General features: G+C 60.1%; 18 protein-coding genes. 14 read left to right on the top strand and 4 right to left on the bottom strand.

What is annotated here, in order from left to right; all coding sequences use genetic code 11:
- Window positions 1-37: 37 nt before the first annotated feature.
- The 7 genes from ACSQ26_RS03495 to ACSQ26_RS03465 all read left to right on the top strand — a co-directional run bounded on the left by ACSQ26_RS03495 (window position 38) and on the right by ACSQ26_RS03465 (window position 3,818).
- Window positions 38-313 (top strand): DUF1778 domain-containing protein, encoded by a 276-nt coding sequence (locus ACSQ26_RS03495; RefSeq protein WP_436006320.1) that lies wholly within the window; start codon window positions 38-40, stop codon window positions 311-313.
- 5 nt (window positions 314-318) lie between these two features.
- Entirely contained in the window at window positions 319-822 is a 504-nt protein-coding gene (locus ACSQ26_RS03490; protein WP_436006318.1) for a GNAT family N-acetyltransferase, read from the top strand.
- A 73-nt stretch (window positions 823-895) separates the two neighbouring features.
- Window positions 896-1,270: a YciI family protein gene (locus ACSQ26_RS03485; RefSeq protein WP_436006316.1), complete on the top strand. Its 375-nt coding sequence runs from the start codon at window positions 896-898 to the stop codon at window positions 1,268-1,270.
- Window positions 1,267-2,538: an RNA polymerase sigma factor gene (locus ACSQ26_RS03480; RefSeq protein WP_436006314.1), complete on the top strand. Its 1,272-nt coding sequence runs from the start codon at window positions 1,267-1,269 to the stop codon at window positions 2,536-2,538. Before ACSQ26_RS03485 ends, ACSQ26_RS03480 begins: the two co-directional genes overlap by 4 nt.
- A gap of 80 nt (window positions 2,539-2,618) precedes the next feature.
- On the top strand, window positions 2,619-3,056 hold the full coding sequence (locus ACSQ26_RS03475; RefSeq protein WP_436006312.1) for a DoxX family protein: 438 nt from the start codon (window positions 2,619-2,621) through the stop codon (window positions 3,054-3,056).
- A gap of 97 nt (window positions 3,057-3,153) precedes the next feature.
- Window positions 3,154-3,399 carry a type II toxin-antitoxin system Phd/YefM family antitoxin gene (locus ACSQ26_RS03470; protein WP_436006310.1) on the top strand — a complete coding sequence of 82 codons (246 nt, stop codon included), beginning with the start codon at window positions 3,154-3,156 and terminating at the stop codon, window positions 3,397-3,399.
- A complete protein-coding gene (locus tag ACSQ26_RS03465; protein WP_436006308.1) occupies window positions 3,399-3,818 on the top strand; it encodes a type II toxin-antitoxin system VapC family toxin in 420 nt (139 codons plus the stop codon). The genes ACSQ26_RS03470 and ACSQ26_RS03465 overlap by 1 nt, the downstream gene beginning before the upstream one ends.
- On the opposite strand, the gene ACSQ26_RS03460 is transcribed toward ACSQ26_RS03465, so the two are convergent.
- Entirely contained in the window at window positions 3,815-4,453 is a 639-nt protein-coding gene (locus ACSQ26_RS03460; protein ID WP_436006306.1) for a LysE family translocator, read from the bottom strand. The genes ACSQ26_RS03465 and ACSQ26_RS03460 overlap by 4 nt on opposite strands.
- Window positions 4,454-4,628: 175 nt before the next feature.
- Between ACSQ26_RS03460 and ACSQ26_RS03455 the strand changes: the two genes are divergently transcribed.
- The 3 genes from ACSQ26_RS03455 to sbmA all read left to right on the top strand — a co-directional run bounded on the left by ACSQ26_RS03455 (window position 4,629) and on the right by sbmA (window position 7,903).
- On the top strand, window positions 4,629-5,690 hold the full coding sequence (locus ACSQ26_RS03455) for an LLM class flavin-dependent oxidoreductase (RefSeq protein ID WP_436006304.1): 1,062 nt from the start codon (window positions 4,629-4,631) through the stop codon (window positions 5,688-5,690).
- A 36-nt stretch (window positions 5,691-5,726) separates the two neighbouring features.
- Window positions 5,727-6,476: a type I methionyl aminopeptidase gene (map, locus tag ACSQ26_RS03450; RefSeq protein ID WP_436006302.1), complete on the top strand. Its 750-nt coding sequence runs from the start codon at window positions 5,727-5,729 to the stop codon at window positions 6,474-6,476.
- A 155-nt stretch (window positions 6,477-6,631) separates the two neighbouring features.
- Window positions 6,632-7,903 carry a peptide antibiotic transporter SbmA gene (sbmA, locus tag ACSQ26_RS03445; RefSeq protein WP_436006300.1) on the top strand — a complete coding sequence of 424 codons (1,272 nt, stop codon included), beginning with the start codon at window positions 6,632-6,634 and terminating at the stop codon, window positions 7,901-7,903.
- Window positions 7,904-7,909: 6 nt separating this feature from the next.
- Here the strand turns inward: sbmA and ACSQ26_RS03440 are convergent, their stop codons facing one another.
- The gene (locus tag ACSQ26_RS03440) at window positions 7,910-8,890 is read right to left on the bottom strand and encodes a polysaccharide deacetylase (protein ID WP_436006298.1); all 981 of its coding nucleotides are present in this window, start codon (window positions 8,888-8,890) and stop codon (window positions 7,910-7,912) included.
- Between the two features lie 69 nt (window positions 8,891-8,959).
- The gene (gene bglA / locus ACSQ26_RS03435) at window positions 8,960-10,612 is read right to left on the bottom strand and encodes a beta-galactosidase BglA (protein ID WP_436006296.1); all 1,653 of its coding nucleotides are present in this window, start codon (window positions 10,610-10,612) and stop codon (window positions 8,960-8,962) included.
- 96 nt (window positions 10,613-10,708) lie between these two features.
- On the opposite strand from bglA, the gene ACSQ26_RS03430 reads away from it, so the two are divergent.
- From ACSQ26_RS03430 to ACSQ26_RS03415, 4 genes are all read left to right on the top strand, one after another.
- Window positions 10,709-11,617 carry a sugar kinase gene (locus tag ACSQ26_RS03430; protein WP_436006294.1) on the top strand — a complete coding sequence of 303 codons (909 nt, stop codon included), beginning with the start codon at window positions 10,709-10,711 and terminating at the stop codon, window positions 11,615-11,617.
- Window positions 11,618-11,712: 95 nt separating this feature from the next.
- On the top strand, window positions 11,713-12,744 hold the full coding sequence (locus ACSQ26_RS03425) for a glycosyltransferase family 4 protein (RefSeq protein WP_436006292.1): 1,032 nt from the start codon (window positions 11,713-11,715) through the stop codon (window positions 12,742-12,744).
- A gap of 62 nt (window positions 12,745-12,806) precedes the next feature.
- Window positions 12,807-13,061 (top strand): type II toxin-antitoxin system Phd/YefM family antitoxin, encoded by a 255-nt coding sequence (locus tag ACSQ26_RS03420; RefSeq protein ID WP_436006290.1) that lies wholly within the window; start codon window positions 12,807-12,809, stop codon window positions 13,059-13,061.
- The gene (locus ACSQ26_RS03415; protein ID WP_436006288.1) at window positions 13,058-13,450 is read left to right on the top strand and encodes a type II toxin-antitoxin system VapC family toxin; all 393 of its coding nucleotides are present in this window, start codon (window positions 13,058-13,060) and stop codon (window positions 13,448-13,450) included. The genes ACSQ26_RS03420 and ACSQ26_RS03415 overlap by 4 nt, the downstream gene beginning before the upstream one ends.
- Here the strand turns inward: ACSQ26_RS03415 and der are convergent, their stop codons facing one another.
- The gene (der, locus tag ACSQ26_RS03410) at window positions 13,451-14,875 is read right to left on the bottom strand and encodes a ribosome biogenesis GTPase Der (protein ID WP_436006286.1); all 1,425 of its coding nucleotides are present in this window, start codon (window positions 14,873-14,875) and stop codon (window positions 13,451-13,453) included. It abuts the gene before it with no gap.
- Window positions 14,876-14,882: the final 7 nt, after the last annotated feature.

Below are 14,882 nucleotides of genomic sequence, written 5' to 3'. Positions count from 1 at the left end.
GCACCTTATTAGGCTGAAGGCAGCAAAGGATCGATCCATGGCTACGGCTTCCCAACGCACCGACAAGCTCGACATTCGCATCTCGCCATCGGCAAAGCGCATCCTGCAAGAGGCGGCGCGGGAGCGTCATACGACGATCAGCCAGTTCGTGATCGATAGCGCGCTCAGCACCGCACAGGAAATCCTGACGGAGCGCACGCGCATCGGGCTTGACGCCGAACAATGGGCAGCATTCACGGCGGCACTCGATGCGCCGGCCGAACGGCATCCCCGCATGGAACGGCTTCTCAAAGAACCGACCATTCTCGACTGAGCGCCATGCAAGAGAAGCTGCAAGTCGCCAAGCTGGCTGCGGTGCATGACACAGCATCGTTCGATTGCGGCAACGATGCGCTCAATCGCTTCATTCAAATGCATGCACGGCAAGGACAACAGGCCGGCATCTCGCAGACGTACGTGGCCACGGAGGGCACACGTATTGCCGGGTTTCACACGCTCGTCGTCGGCCAGGTCATGCACGATGAAGCGCCGGAGCGGTTGGCAAAAGGCCTGCCGCGATTTCCCGTTCCTGTGGTGATCCTCGCACGGCTTGCCGTCGATAATGCGTGGAAGGGAAAAGGTCTCGGCGCGGCCCTCGTCACCGACGCAATGCGTCGCGTACTGCAAGCAGCAGACATCGCCGGCGTCCGTGCGATGGTGGTCCATGCGAAGGATGAGACAGCCCAGAAGTTCTATGAACATCTTGGCTTTTTGCCTTTCCCCGGCAAGCCGCTCACGCTCTATCGTCTGCTGAAAGACATCCGCGCGATGCGCGACAGCTGACCGAAAAAATCTATCGCCACCTGTCGGCACGCGCGCTATCCATGCGTCCTCCGTTTCGAGAAAAGGGTTACCCATGCTTTACGCCATCCTTTGCTACAATGAAGAAGACGTGATCCAGGCCTGGTCCAAGGAAGAGGACGAGGCCACCATGGAGCGGCTGTTCACCGTCACCAACCGGCTGACATCGGAGAACAAGCTCGGCCCTGTCGCACGGCTGCTGCCGACCACCGCAGCCACGACATTGCGCAAGAACGGCAAGGAGAAGTTCGTCATGGACGGCCCCTTCGCCGAAACCAAGGAGCAGTTCCTGGGCTTCTACGTCGTGGATGTCGAGACGCTCGACGATGCGATCGCCATCTCGCATGAACTCGCCGATGCCAATCCTGGCACCGGTTCCTATGAAATCAGGCCGCTTGCGGTCTATGTACCTGACGGACGGACGAAATGACTGAGTTAGCCTGGATCGACGCAGCCTTCAAAGCAGCACGGCCCCAGGCACTCGGCGCTTTGTTGCGCTATTTCCGCACGCTGGATCTCGCCGAAGAGGCATTCCAGGAAGCCTGCCTCCGGGCCTTGAAAAGCTGGCCGAAGAACGGCCCGCCGGGCGACCCCGCCGCTTGGCTGATCTTCGTCGGCCGCAATGCCGGCGTCGATCAGATCCGCAAGCGCGCGAAGCTCGAGGCACTGCCCGACGAAGACCAGATCTCCGACAAGGAAGATGTCGAGGCCGATATGGCCGAACGGCTCGATGGCGCGCATTATCGCGACGACATCCTGCGCCTTCTCTTCATCTGCTGCCATCCCGACCTGCCGGCGACCCAGCAGATCGCGCTGGCGCTCCGCATCGTCTCGGGGCTTTCAGTGAAACAGATCGCCCGGGCTTTTCTCGTCAGCGAGGCGGCGATGGAGCAGCGCATCACCCGCGCCAAGGGCCGCGTTGCCGCCGCCGGCGTGCCCTTCGAGGCGCCGGGGCCGGCCGAGCGCGCCGAGCGGCTGGGACTGGTGGCCTCGATGGTCTACCTCGTGTTCAACGAAGGCTACTCGACGGCCAATCCCAATAACACCAATGCCACGCTTTGCGACGAGGCGATCCGGCTGACACGCCTGCTGATCAAGCTCTTCCCCGGCGAGCCGGAACTGATGGGCCTGCTGGCATTGATGCTGCTGCAGCATTCCCGCCTCAAGGCGCGCTTCGACGCACAGAATGCCATCGTGCTGCTCGAAAAGCAGGACCGGACGTTGTGGGACCGTGTGTTGATCACCGAGGCACTCGCACTGATCGACAAGGCCATGCGCCATCGCGAGCCGGGCATGTATCAGGTACAGGCGGCGATAGCCGCGCTCCATGCCCGCGCTGCAACGCCGGAAGACACGGACTGGGCCGAGATCGAACTGCTCTACCGCATGCTGGAGAAGCTGCAGCCCTCGCCCGTGGTCACGCTCAACCGCGCCGTCGCCGTCTCGAAGGCAAGGGGTGCCGAAGCGGCGCTCGCAATCGTCGAACCGCTCGCAGATGAACTCTCGGGATACTTCTATTTCCATGGCGTTCGCGGCGGGTTGCTGAAAGAACTCGGCCGCGCCGCCGAAGCCCGCGAAAGTTTCGACCGCGCCATCGCGCTCGCCAATTCGCCGGCCGAGGCGGCGCATATCCGCGACCATCTCGATTCTCTCGCGGATATCAGCGCCAGCAAGGCCAAGGTTGTGGTCGACGGATAAGTTTTTCTCAGCTGCTGTCGGCGATCGGAGTTGCCTTACGTCCTTGGAGCATAAGCCAACCAACTCTCAGGGACCACGCCATGACCACGATCGAACAGATTCAAGCTCCCGAAGCAGCGATTATTGCAACACCCGGCAAGGCCGCCAAGATCACCGGCTGGGTGCTGAGCGGATTGCTCATCGCCTTCCTGATCTTCGACGGCGCCATCAAGCTCGTGCCGTTGCAGGTGGTGCTCGATACGAGCGCCCAACTCGGCATACCCAATGACGTGACTTCGGCACGTATCCTCGGCGTCCTGACCTTGCTCTGCGCAGCCCTATACGCGATCCCGCGAACCTCGATCCTCGGCGCGATCCTGATGACGGGATACCTCGGCGGCGCGATGGCCACGCATTTCAACGCCGGCAGCCCGCTGTTCAGCCACCTGCTGTTCGGGCTCTATCTCGGCCTGTTCGCCTGGGGTGGGCTGTGGTTCCGCGATCCGCTGGTGAGAAGGATGATTCCGTTCAGAGGTTGACAACAAGAGAGCCGGCGGCAAATCGGCCGGCTCCATTGTTCTGATTGCATTCTCCACCAAATAATGTATAAACGTTCCTACAATTTCGGAGATTGCGATGACATTGATGTCCAGCCGGGAATTCAATCAAGACACGGGCACCGCAAAAAAGCTGGCCGAAAAAGAGCCGCTTATCATCACCGATCGCGGCGAACCTTCTTTTGTCCTGCTTTCATATAAGCAGTATCAAAGGCTTTCAGGCTTGAAGCCCAGTCTCAGTGATATGCTTTCGATGAAGGAAGATATCGAATTCGAGCCCGTCATTCTTGACGATTCATTCCTGCGGCCCGCGGAATTTGATTAATGTATGTGCTTGATACGAATGTTATTTCCGAGCTTCGAAAAAAGGATCTTGGTAAAGCAGCCTTGCCGGTCGTCAAATGGGCAGACAGCGCACCTCCAGAGACACGTTATATATCGTCGATAACCATCATGGAAATCGAGATGGGAATCTTGTCGCTGGAGCGCCGTACAAATCAGCAATCCGACAATCTGCGCAATTGGCTCAGGAATCAGGTTTTGGTAGCCTTTCGCGATCGCATCCTGCCAGTTGACGAGGGTGTTGCGCTCCGCTGCGCACAAATCATGACACCGAGAACTCGACCGCTTCGCGACGCACTTATCGCGGCAACGGCACAGCATCACGGCTACACCGTTGTTACCCGCAATGTGAAAGACTTCATTGAATTGCCAGTGCGGCTTCTCAATCCCTGGGAAGCCTAAACCACCGCCCGCTTCCACCCAACTGCCAGCACCCCCGCCCCGATCATCAGCGAACCGCCGGTGCGGTTGACGATGCGCTGGACGCGCGGCTTGCGGATCTGGCCACGCGCCATCCCGGCGAGCAGTGCGTAGAGGCTGGCATTGGTGATTGCCAGAACCAGGAATGTCGCCTCGAAGATGACGAGCTGCAGCGGCACCGAACCAGACGCATCCAGGAACTGCGGCAGGAAAGCCACGAAGAAGATGATGCTTTTCGGGTTGAGCGCGGTGACCAGATAGGTATGGGCGAAGATGCGGAACGGCTTCTCCCTTGGGAGGGCGGCCGTATCGCCTTCGATGGAAGGCTCAGCTACCGGCGCGCGCCAGAGCTTGATGCCGAGATAGACGAGGTAGGCCGCACCGATCCATTTGAGCACCGTGAAGATCGTTGCGGATGCCGCGAGCAGGGCGCCAAGGCCCAGCATCGATGCGGTCATCGCCGTGAAATCGCCGAGCGCGACGCCTGCGACCGTCGCGAAGGCGGTTCTTCGCTCATGGCCGAGCGCGTAGGATATGACGAGAAGGACGGTAGGGCCGGGGATGGCGAGCAGGATGGCGGACGCAGCGCAGAATGCGAGCCAGTGTTCGATAGACATGGATTCCTCCGCTTAAAAACCAGACTAATCCATAAGGCCCCCAGCTTGGCAAGTGAGAAATTTCGCCTGGAAAGAGAGAAAATTGGACGGCAACGAACACAGTGTTCGTTCGGCTGCCCTTTTCATTTCCAGTGCAGATCGCCATGTTCGCAGAAAGCAAATCCCGGAGTCCGACATGGAACTTGGCCTATACACCTTCGCCGACGTCAATCCTGAAGCCGCCAGCGGCGATCGCGGCCGGGATGCGGCGCAGCGGGTGAAGAACCTGCTTGAAGAGATCGAACTCGCCGATCAGGTCGGTCTCGATGTCTTCGGCCTCGGCGAACATCACAGGCCGGATTACATGGCGTCTGCCCCTGCCGTCATCCTCGCCGCCGCCGCCGCGCGAACGAAGAATATCCGGCTGACCAGCGCAGTGACCGTGCTCAGTTCGGATGATCCGGTGCGGGTCTACCAGCAATATGCGACGCTCGACCTGATCTCCAACGGCCGCGCCGAAGTCATGGCCGGGCGCGGTTCCTTCATCGAGAGCTTTCCGCTGTTCGGCTATAATCTTGACGACTACGACCAGTTGTTCTCTGAAAAGCTGGAACTGCTGCTCGCCATCCGCGACGAGGAGAAGGTGACGTGGTCGGGCGAGACACGTGCCCCGATCGATAGCCGTGGCGTCTATCCGCGTTCGCTGCAGGAGAAGCTTCCGGTCTGGATCGCGGTCGGCGGCACGCCAGCCTCGGTGGCGCGGGCGGGCTATCTCGGCCTGCCCCTGGCGCTCGCCATTATCGGCGGCGAGCCGGCCCGTTTTGCACCGCTCTTCGATCTCTATCGTGAGGCGGCGAAGAAGGGCGGCCATGATCCAGAAGCGCTGCAGACTTCGATCAATGTCCACGGTTTCATCGCCGATACGACCGAAGCGGCGCTCGACCAGTTCTATGGCCCCTCGACTTCGGTGATGAATCGGATCGGCCGCGAGCGCGGCTGGGGTCCATCGAGCCGGGCGCAATTCGACCAATCGGCTTCATCCCGGGGCGCCCTGTTCATCGGCGACCCCGAGCGCGTGGCGGAGAAGATCGTCGCGCAGCACAAGAATTTCGGCAATACGCGCTTCCTGCTGCAGATGGCGATCGGCCTGATGCCGCATGACCAGATCCTGCGCGGCATCGAGCTTTATGGCACCAAGGTCGCGCCTATGGTGCGGCAGATGCTGGCCGACCAGAAAGTTGACGCGGTCGCCGAATGACCGCATAGAACGGCATCGAAAACCGGACGGACTGGCATGGTTGTCTCCAACGACACGGAACTTCAGGCGCTGAAGGAAATCGGGCGCATCTGCGCGACGACGCTCAACCGGATGGCGGCAGCGATGGAGCCCGGCATGACCACCCGAGAGCTCGACCAGATCGGCCGGAAGCTTCTCGATGATGCCGGCGCGCAATCGGCGCCCGAGACCTGCTACCAGTTCCCCGGCGCCACCTGCATCAGCGTCAACGAGGAAGTCGCGCACGGCATTCCGGGTGACCGCGTGCTGCAGCCGGGCGATCTCGTCAATATCGACGTCTCGGCGGTCAAGGACGGCTATTTCAGCGACACCGGCGCATCCTTCGTGATCCCGCCGGCCAAAGGCAAGGCCGACAAGCTGTGCCGCGATGGCAAACGGGCGCTGTGGGTGGGGCTCAACCAGGTAAAGACCGGCCGGCCCTATGCCAAGATCGGTGAGGCAATCGGCGCATTCGCCGCCAAGAACCGCTACACGCTGATCGAAAATCTCGCGAGCCACGGCGTCGGCCGCTCGCTGCACGAGGAGCCGACCGAGCTTTCCACATGGCCGGATGCAACCGAGAAACGGATCATCGAGGACGGCCAGGTCTTCACCATCGAGCCCTTCCTGTCGCTCGGCGCGCATTGGGCCGAAGGCAGCAAGGACCCCTGGACGCTGCTCGCCGAGCCGAAGGCACTGACCGTGCAATACGAGCACACTGTTGTCGCGACCCGGAATGGGCCGATTGTGCTGACGCTGGCGGAGTAGGCGGCATTGCCGAGGAATTCCCGGCATAAGGCTCACCTTCCCGTTACATTTTCTCCATCTTGGCCGCGCGCCATTGAAGCGCCCGATTTTCTGAACTACGGTCCCGGCAAATTCAGTGCTTCGCGGGCGATCGCGGGGCTCAGTGGAGATGTCAGTTGTTCAAGTCTTTCTTTCCCTCCCCCAAACTCTTTTTTGCCTCAGCTGCGGTCTGGTGCCTTTTGGCTGGTGCACTCTGGTTTGGTGTCCTGGATTCCTGGAAGCCAGCTCTGGATTTCTTCCAAAGCCTCGCGCCGACAGGTGTAGGGGCGGACGGCAAGCCTCCGTTCATCACGCCGGACAGGCTTTACATCTATGCCTTTCTGCTTATCACCGGCTTTAGTTTTGCTGCCATATGGGAGCTCGCCAGTGACCATCCCTGGCGCCGATGGTCAGTTTGGGGCTCGGTTATCATTGGGCTGTCCTCGTACTTCAACGTTCAGTTCGATCTTTATATAAACGACTGGTACGGAAGCTTTTTCGACCTTATCCAGGACGCCCTTTCAAAGACAAGACCTGTAAGTGGCGGGGAATACTACGGCCTGCTTTTCTCAATTACCTGGGTTCTAGTCCTCAACATCACAGGACTCGTCCTGCTTGCATTCTACACCCAGCACTATGTCTTTCGCTGGCGCACCGCGATGAATGACTACTATGTCGACCACTGGACAAAAGTCCGGAAAATCGAAGGCGCCTCGCAGCGTGTGCAAGACGACACGATGCGCTTTGCGAGAGGCATTCAGGGCTTGGGCATGCAGTTCATCAGCTCTATTATGACTCTGATCGCGTTTCTGCCTCTGCTCTGGGTTCTGTCGCGGCAAGTGACGGAGCTGCCGCTCATCGGCAAGATTGATGGTTCGATGGTCTTTGTCGCCTTGCTGTCTGCAAGTTTCGGCACCATTCTTTTGGCGTTGGTGGGCATTCGACTGCCCGGTCTCGAATTCCGGAACCAGCGTGTGGAGGCCGCCTATCGAAAGGAACTGGTCTATGGAGAGGATCATGAAGACCGCGCTGAACCGGCCACGCTGAAGGAACTCTTCGACGGTGTCCGCAAGAATTATTTCCGGCTCTATTTCAACTATATGTACTTTAACGTGGCGAAATACGCCTACCTACAGAGTACCACCTTCGTTCCATGGTTCGCGCTGGGCCCCACCGTTATCACAGGCGCGATCACACTCGGCTTCTTCCAGCAGATCAATCAGGCTTTCGACAACGTCGATCGGTCGTTCCGATTCTTCGCGAGCTCGTGGACTGACATCGTGGAATTGATTTCGATCTATAAGCGTCTGCGGGCGTTTGAGGCCGCAATCGAGGGCGACGAACTGCCTTCCATAGAGAAGCCTTTTGTCGATAGCTCGACAACGGAAATCGCCCAGGCGGAAATGTAGCAAACCTCAAAAGGCCGAACCCTCGGCCTTCTTCCCCTTCATCATCCCCATCGCCTGCGCGTAGTTCACGCAGGCGACCTCGGGTTTGCCGCAGGTCTCGGTGAGAAACACATCCAACGCATCCCAATAGGCGCCACCGTTCATCTCGACGAAATGGAAACCCAGCTGCAGCGGCACGCGGCGGCCGTCATACTGTTCCTTGAAGGCATGCCGGAAGGCGTCCAGCGTGCGTGCCTCGAACTGCTTCGCGCGACCCGGTGAGTTCAGCCCTGCGGAGTGCCTGACATAAAGATTGTAATCCATGCCAATCACCAGCCGGCCCTTGGGGCCTTCGGGAATACGCGGCAGCGCGAAGCGGGTGATGCCTGAGGTCTTCTCGACCTCTGCCGGTCCCTTCGAGATCGAGCTCGCATCATAGATGAAGCCTTTGGCCTTCAACGCCGGCAGCAGTCCCGGGCCGGTGGAGAGGTAAGGCGCCCGAAAACCCTTGATATCGTTCTCGACGAAATCCGCCCATTCCTTTGGCTCGAACTCGGCGAAGTCGTTGTTCTTCCATGCTCCGAGCAACGCCTTGTCGAAGTCGTTGAATTCCTGTCTCCACTCAGCCTTGGTCCAGGTCTTGCCGTCGAAATGGCCGCAGGCATGTGAGCCGATCTCGTGGCCTTCGAGATGCGCCTGCCAGATATTGCCGAGCCGTGTCTGGATCTCAGGCACGCTCTGCGCCCAACCGGTATTGGAGCGACCCGGTTTCTGGTGCGGCGCGCGATAGGCGTGCCGATCCCTCGGATTGACCAGATATGTGCAGGACAGAAAATACGTGAAATGCGCGCCGGTCTTCTTTGCGAGCTTGCGCGAACGATCCCAGAGCTTGTTGTCGTGGGCGCCATCGAAGGAGATGATCACCAACTGCCTGGGTTTTTCCTGTGCCTCCGCGATTGAATGTGTCGCTGAGAGAAGAGCGAGCGAAGCAGACAGGAAAAGGCGCATGGAAAATCCGGGAAGCGATGGCGGGAAGCCATCCATCCCGGAACATTGCGGAGATTTCGTGAAGAAGTCTTAAAGTTTCCCGCAGAATGCGTCCATGCCCGCGAGGCTCACCACCTTGCCGTCAAAATCCGGATTGAAGCCCGGAATAGCGAAAGCAGAGATCCCATCGAGGCCGGATGGAACGGCAAACTGCACGGTTTCGCGCGTCAGGTTGAAAACGAAGAGGAACGTGTCCTTGCCCTTCGTCCGGGTGAACGCGAGAAGGTCCTGGTTGGTCGCCAGGAATGCGATGTCGCCATCGATCAGCGCACCATGCGCCTTTCTCAGCTTCAGCATCTGCCGATAGTGCGAGAGCACCGATCCCGCTTGCTTGTCCTGCCTGTCGACGGCAACCGCGGCATGGGCGGGCGGCACGGGCAGCCACGGCTTGACGGTCGAAAAACCGGCAAACGGCATGCCGGCATCCCAGACCATCGGCGTGCGGCATCCGTCGCGGCCTTTGAACGCCGGCCAGAAGCGGATGCCATAAGGATCTCTGAGGTCCTCGAAGGCGAGATCGGCTTCGAACAAGCCGAGTTCCTCGCCCTGGTAGAGGCAGATCGAACCACGCAATGTCGAAAGCACCGTCAGCGCCAGCTTGGCGATGCGCGCCGGATCATCGCCATCGGCCGTGAAACGGCTCGCATGGCGCATCACGTCATGGTTGGAGAACGCCCAGCAGATCCATCCATCTACGCACTGGGTTTCCACTGCCGTGACGCAGTTGCGGATGTGGTCGGCGGTGAAATTCGGCGACAGAAGATCGAACGTGTAGCACATGTTGAGCTTGTCGCCGCCGGTCGTATAGGCTGCGACGGTGGAGAGCGAACGGTAGCCGTCGCCCACCTCGCCGACGGTTGCGCGGGCCTCGTATCTGTCGAGCAGGCTCCGGAGACGCTTCAGGAATGCGACATTCTCCGGCTGGGTCTTGTCATGGAGATGGTGCTGCATGCCGTAGGGATTGGTGTCCGGCGCATCCGCGGTGCCGCCCTTCAAACTGCCATCGAGCGGCGGATTGTCCCGCAGGTGCTTGTCGTGGAAATAGAAGTTCACGGTGTCCAGGCGGAAGCCGTCGACGCCGCGCTCGAGCCAGAATTTCACCGTGTCCAGCACCGCGTCCTGAACGTCGGGATTGTGAAAATTGAGATCCGGCTGCGAGGTCAGGAAGTTATGCATGTAGTATTGCCGGCGCACGCCATCCCATTCCCATCCCGGCCCGCCGAAGATCGAGAGCCAGTTGTTGGGCGCCGTGCCATCCGGCTTCGGGTCCGCCCAGACATACCAGTCGGCCTTCGGATTTTCGCGGCTGACGCGGCTCTCCTTGAACCACGGATGCTGGTCCGATGTGTGCGATATGACCTGGTCGATGATCACCTTCAGGCCGAGCCGATGCGCCTTGTCGACCAGGGTGTCGAAATCAGCGAGCGTGCCGAACATCGGATCGACATCGCAATAATCCGACACGTCGTAGCCCATATCGGCCATCGGCGACTTGAAGAAGGGCGACAGCCATATGGCATCGACGCCGAGCGAGGCGGCATGTTCGAGTCGCCCCGTGATGCCGTTCAGGTCGCCGCTGCCATCGCCGGTCGAATCCTGGAAGGATCTGGGATAGATTTGATAGATTACGGCGCCGCGCCACCAATCCTTGCCCCCTGAAATGGCGGTCGTCTTAACGCTCATGCGGAAATCTCCATCAATGGTCTATCCCCTTTACCGGCTGCCCGCGATTCCGTAAACGGGCATCAGCTTCAACATCCGGATTTCAATGGAGTTTCCATGCCCAGATTCCTGTCGATCGGCGAATGCATGATCGAACTCGCAAGCCTCGGCGGCGACATGATGCGAAAAGGGTTCGCGGGCGACACGTTCAACACCGCCTGGTATGCCCGCGCATTTCTCCCCGAGAGCTGGGCCGTCGAGTATTTCACAGCGCTCGGCGACGATCGTGCCTCGGGCGAAATGCTGGAATTCATGGCATCGGCCGGCGTCGAGACCGGCCGTATCCGCCGTCTGCCTGGAAAGGCGCCGGGCCTCTACATGATCCATCTCGACCAGGGCGAGCGCAGCTTCAGCTATTGGCGCAGCGTATCAGCCGCCCGGCAACTGGCGGATGACAGGGAAACGCTGCGAGCAGCGATCGATGCGGCTGATGTGATCTACTTCTCCGGCATCACGCTTGCGATCCTGGTACCGGAGGCACGCAAGACGCTGCTTGAACTGATGCAGGCTGCGCGCGACGGCGGCAAGACAGTTGCATTCGACCCCAACATCCGGCCGCGCCTGTGGGCGGACAAGCAGGAAATGCTGTCGTCGATTTCAGCCGCTGCCGCGACGGCGTCGATCGTTCTGCCCGGCTTCGACGACGAGGCCGCCCATTTCGGCGACGGCTCGGTCGAAAAGACCATCGAGCGATATCATCGACTTGGCGTAGCTTCCGTTATCGTCAAGGATGGCGCCAAGGGTGCCACGATCTCCGACCAGAAAACCGTCATCCACATCCCCGCCCATCCACCCGCCGCGGTGGTCGATACGACATCCGCCGGCGACAGCTTCAATGGCGGTTATCTTGCTCGGCTCGCGGCGGATGACAGCCCATCGGACTCCGCCCGGTTCGCCGCCCGCTTGGCATCGGCGGTGATCGGCCAGCCCGGCGCGCTGATATCCAGGGAAAAGCTCGGCCTTTGACCGTCATAAGCCTGTAACAAAATCGTAAGAAAAGCCTCCTCGACGGGGTGTTCCGCGAGTGAGTCGGGACAGTTGACACGGGGCGCAGCCATCGCATGGCGAGAATCACTGTAGTCACGGATGCCTGGCATCCTCAGGTGAATGGCGTTGTCCGGTCGCTTGAAAATACGATCGAAGAGATGCGCCGCATGGGCCACGAGATCATGCTCGTGACGCCGGATAAGTTCCGCAACATTCCCCTGCCCTCCTATCCCGAGATACGTATCGCGCTGACGCGTTACAAAACGGTCGCTGCCGCGATCGATCGCTTCCAGCCGTCCTTCGTGCATATCGCCACGGAAGGACCGCTCGGCTTCTACGCCCGCCGCTGGTGCCTGTCGCACAAGATGCCCTTCTCGACCAGCTATCACACGCGCTTTCCGGAATATGTCTCGGCGCGCCTGCCGCTACCGCAGAGCCTGCTCTATTCGATGGTCCGCTGGTTCCACAATGCCGGCAATGTCTGCATGGTGGCGACGCAAAGCCTGGAAACCGAGCTCTCGGGCCGGGGCTTCCGCAACCTCATGCGGTGGACGCGCGGTATCGATCCTACGCTTTATGCGCCCAGGCCCCTCGAGGAAAAGCCGTTCGGGCTGACCCGCCCGATCTTCATGCAGGTGGGCCGCGTCTCGGTGGAAAAGAACATACCCGCCTTCCTCGAACTCGATCTGCCCGGCTCCAAGATCGTCATCGGCGACGGCCCCGATCGAGAAAAGCTCGAAAGGCTCTATCCGGACACACTGTTCATCGGCTCCAAATTCGGCGCGGAACTTGCCGAAGCCTATGCCCAGGCGGATGTCTTCGTCTTTCCATCCAAGACCGACACGTTCGGCAATGTCATTCTTGAAGCGCTCGCCTGCGGCGTGCCGGTCGCAGCCTACCCGGTCACCGGCCCCGCCGATATCCTCGGCAGCCATCCGGAAGCGGGCGCGCTGGACGAGGATCTGCGCACGGCCTGCCTGCGGGCGCTGACTGCATCGCGGCCCGCGGCGCGCACGTTAGCCGAGAGCTTCACCTGGGAGGCGGCGACACGCCAGTTCCTAACCAACGTGATGCGGGCGAACGGGATCACATTGCCGGCGGAGTGAAGATATTGCAATTTCCATTGCCATGTATTATCCTTAGTCAGAATTAGCTAAGGATAATAGCGATGCCTGTCGTCAACATGCTGGATGCAAAGACAAACCTTTCTAAGCTCGTCGATGCTGTGGAAAGCGGCGCCGAACGCGAGGTGATCATCGCGCGCAATGGGAGGCCGGCGGCGAAGCTGGTGGCCGTGTCTAGCGAGAAGCCGCCGCGCAAACGCATGGGTTTTCTGGAGGGCAAATATCCTCCGATGTCCCTTGAGGATTTCAATGCTTCGAACGAAGAAATCGCTAAGGCATTCTATGGAGAGGATGAGTGAGGCTGCTTTTGGACACCCATGTCGCGATCTGGGTTCTTACCAAGCCATCATTGATCCCCGCGCATATAAGGAAAGAAATCGATGAGACGCCTGAGGACGTCTTCATATCTTCGATCTCAATCTTCGAGATCGCAACAAAATTCAAGTTGAAGCGGAATGACTCACCGCCGTTTAACGGTGCCGAAGCAGCTGGTTATTTCGAAGAAATGCATTTTCAGTTTCTATCTGTGACGCCGCAGCACGCCGCCACGGTCGATCAGTTGGAGCCTTTTCACAGCGATCCGTTCGACCGCTTGCTCATCGCCCAGGCAATCGCCGAGCCGATGTACCTGATCTCAAACGACGCTATGATCGCGCTCTACGATTGCCCACGCATCCCGTGGCAGTGATCACTTCCGCTTGTTGGCTCTGCCCTCAAACGGGTTCACCGTGCCGCGGTAGGATATGCGGATCGGCACGCCGGTCAGGCCGAAATCGTCGCGCAACCCGTTGATCAGGTAACGCGTGTAGCTCTCGGGCAAGGCTTCCGGCCGCGACGAGGAGATGATGAAGCCCGGTGGGCGGGACTTGATCTGCGTCATGTATTTGAGCTTGATGCGGCGGCCCGATACGGCCGGAGGCGGATGGCCCTGGGTCTGGAACTCGAGCCAGCGATTGAGCTTCGCGGTCGAGACGCGCTTGTTCCAGATCTTGTCGGCCTCGATCACCGCCTGCATCAGCCGATCGAGCCCCTCTCCGGTCTCGCCCGAAACGGTGACGGCGCGGATGCCGCGCACCTGCGGCAGCAGGCGGTCGGTCTTTTCGCGGAGATCCGCGAGCACCTTCTGGCGATCTTCGATGAGGTCCCATTTGTTGAAGGCGAGGACACAGGCGCGGCCTTCCCGGACCACGAAATCGACGATATGCAGATCCTGCTTCTCGAACGGGATCGTCGCGTCGAAGACGATGATGACGGTCTCGGCGAACCGCACGGCGCGCAGCGCGTCGGCGACCGACAGCTTTTCGAGCTTCTCTACCACCCTTGCCCGCTTGCGCATGCCAGCTGTGTCGAACATCTTGATCGTGCGTTCCTTCCACTTCCATTCGACGGAAATGGAATCACGCGTGATGCCGGCTTCGGGGCCGGTCAGCAGCCGGTCTTCACCCAGGAAGCGGTTGATCAACGTGGATTTGCCGGCGTTCGGGCGACCGACGACGGCGATGCGAAGCGGCTTAGTCTCGTCATAGACCGGCTCGTAATTCTCGTCGTCGAGTTCTTCTTCGGTCGGACGGACATCGACATCGGTCTCGGCGATATCCTCGTCGCCAAAGGCTTTCTCCTCGCCGATGGCGGCGACGATGGCATCGCGAAGATCGATCATGCCTTGGCCGTGCTCGGCTGAGATCGGGCAGGGTTCGCCGAGCCCGAGCGTATAGGCATCGTAAAAACCGGAGTCGGAACCCTTCGCCTCGGACTTGTTGGCGACCAGCACGACAGGTTTTCCCCGACGGCGCAGCATCTCGGCCAGAGTATTGTCGAGGGGCGTCAGGCCGTGCTTGGCGTCGACGAGAAACAGCGACAGGTCGGCCTCATCGATCGCGGCTTCCGTCTGGGCGCGCATGCGGCCTTCCAGCGAGTCCTCATGCGCTTCTTCGAGACCGGCCGTGTCGATGATGCGGAACCTGAGGTCGACAAGGCGCGCATCGCCCGGCCGGCGGTCACGGGTGACACCCGGCAGGTCGTCAACCAGCGCCAGCTTCTTGCCGACCAGCCGGTTGAACAGGGTGGATTTGCCGACATTCGGCCGCCCGACGATCGCCACTGTAAAAGTCATGCCGCTC

Origin of the sequence: Rhizobium sp. LjRoot254, assembly GCF_964254105.1 — a bacterium.
GTDB lineage: Bacteria > Pseudomonadota > Alphaproteobacteria > Rhizobiales > Rhizobiaceae > Rhizobium_E.
Note: the sequence above shows the minus strand (reverse complement) of the source record. Positions and strands in the feature narration are given on the sequence as shown.

Bases quoted from the DNA above. Each gene is read 5' to 3' on its own strand.
- ACSQ26_RS03430 (WP_436006294.1), top strand. From the start codon at position 10,709: ATGCCCAGATTCCTGTCGATCGGCGAATGCATGATCGAACTCGCAAGC.
- ACSQ26_RS03425 (WP_436006292.1), top strand. From the start codon at position 11,713: ATGGCGAGAATCACTGTAGTCACGGATGCCTGGCATCCTCAGGTGAAT.
- ACSQ26_RS03465 (WP_436006308.1), top strand. From the start codon at position 3,399: ATGTATGTGCTTGATACGAATGTTATTTCCGAGCTTCGAAAAAAGGAT.
- ACSQ26_RS03455 (WP_436006304.1), top strand. From the start codon at position 4,629: ATGGAACTTGGCCTATACACCTTCGCCGACGTCAATCCTGAAGCCGCC.
- ACSQ26_RS03480 (WP_436006314.1), top strand. From the start codon at position 1,267: ATGACTGAGTTAGCCTGGATCGACGCAGCCTTCAAAGCAGCACGGCCC.
- ACSQ26_RS03495 (WP_436006320.1), top strand. From the start codon at position 38: ATGGCTACGGCTTCCCAACGCACCGACAAGCTCGACATTCGCATCTCG.
- bglA (WP_436006296.1), bottom strand. From the start codon at position 10,612: ATGAGCGTTAAGACGACCGCCATTTCAGGGGGCAAGGATTGGTGGCGC.
- ACSQ26_RS03440 (WP_436006298.1), bottom strand. From the start codon at position 8,890: ATGCGCCTTTTCCTGTCTGCTTCGCTCGCTCTTCTCTCAGCGACACAT.
- ACSQ26_RS03485 (WP_436006316.1), top strand. From the start codon at position 896: ATGCTTTACGCCATCCTTTGCTACAATGAAGAAGACGTGATCCAGGCC.
- ACSQ26_RS03490 (WP_436006318.1), top strand. From the start codon at position 319: ATGCAAGAGAAGCTGCAAGTCGCCAAGCTGGCTGCGGTGCATGACACA.
- ACSQ26_RS03420 (WP_436006290.1), top strand. From the start codon at position 12,807: ATGCCTGTCGTCAACATGCTGGATGCAAAGACAAACCTTTCTAAGCTC.
- ACSQ26_RS03470 (WP_436006310.1), top strand. From the start codon at position 3,154: ATGACATTGATGTCCAGCCGGGAATTCAATCAAGACACGGGCACCGCA.
- der (WP_436006286.1), bottom strand. From the start codon at position 14,875: ATGACTTTTACAGTGGCGATCGTCGGGCGGCCGAATGTCGGCAAATCC.
- map (WP_436006302.1), top strand. From the start codon at position 5,727: ATGGTTGTCTCCAACGACACGGAACTTCAGGCGCTGAAGGAAATCGGG.
- ACSQ26_RS03475 (WP_436006312.1), top strand. From the start codon at position 2,619: ATGACCACGATCGAACAGATTCAAGCTCCCGAAGCAGCGATTATTGCA.
- ACSQ26_RS03460 (WP_436006306.1), bottom strand. From the start codon at position 4,453: ATGTCTATCGAACACTGGCTCGCATTCTGCGCTGCGTCCGCCATCCTG.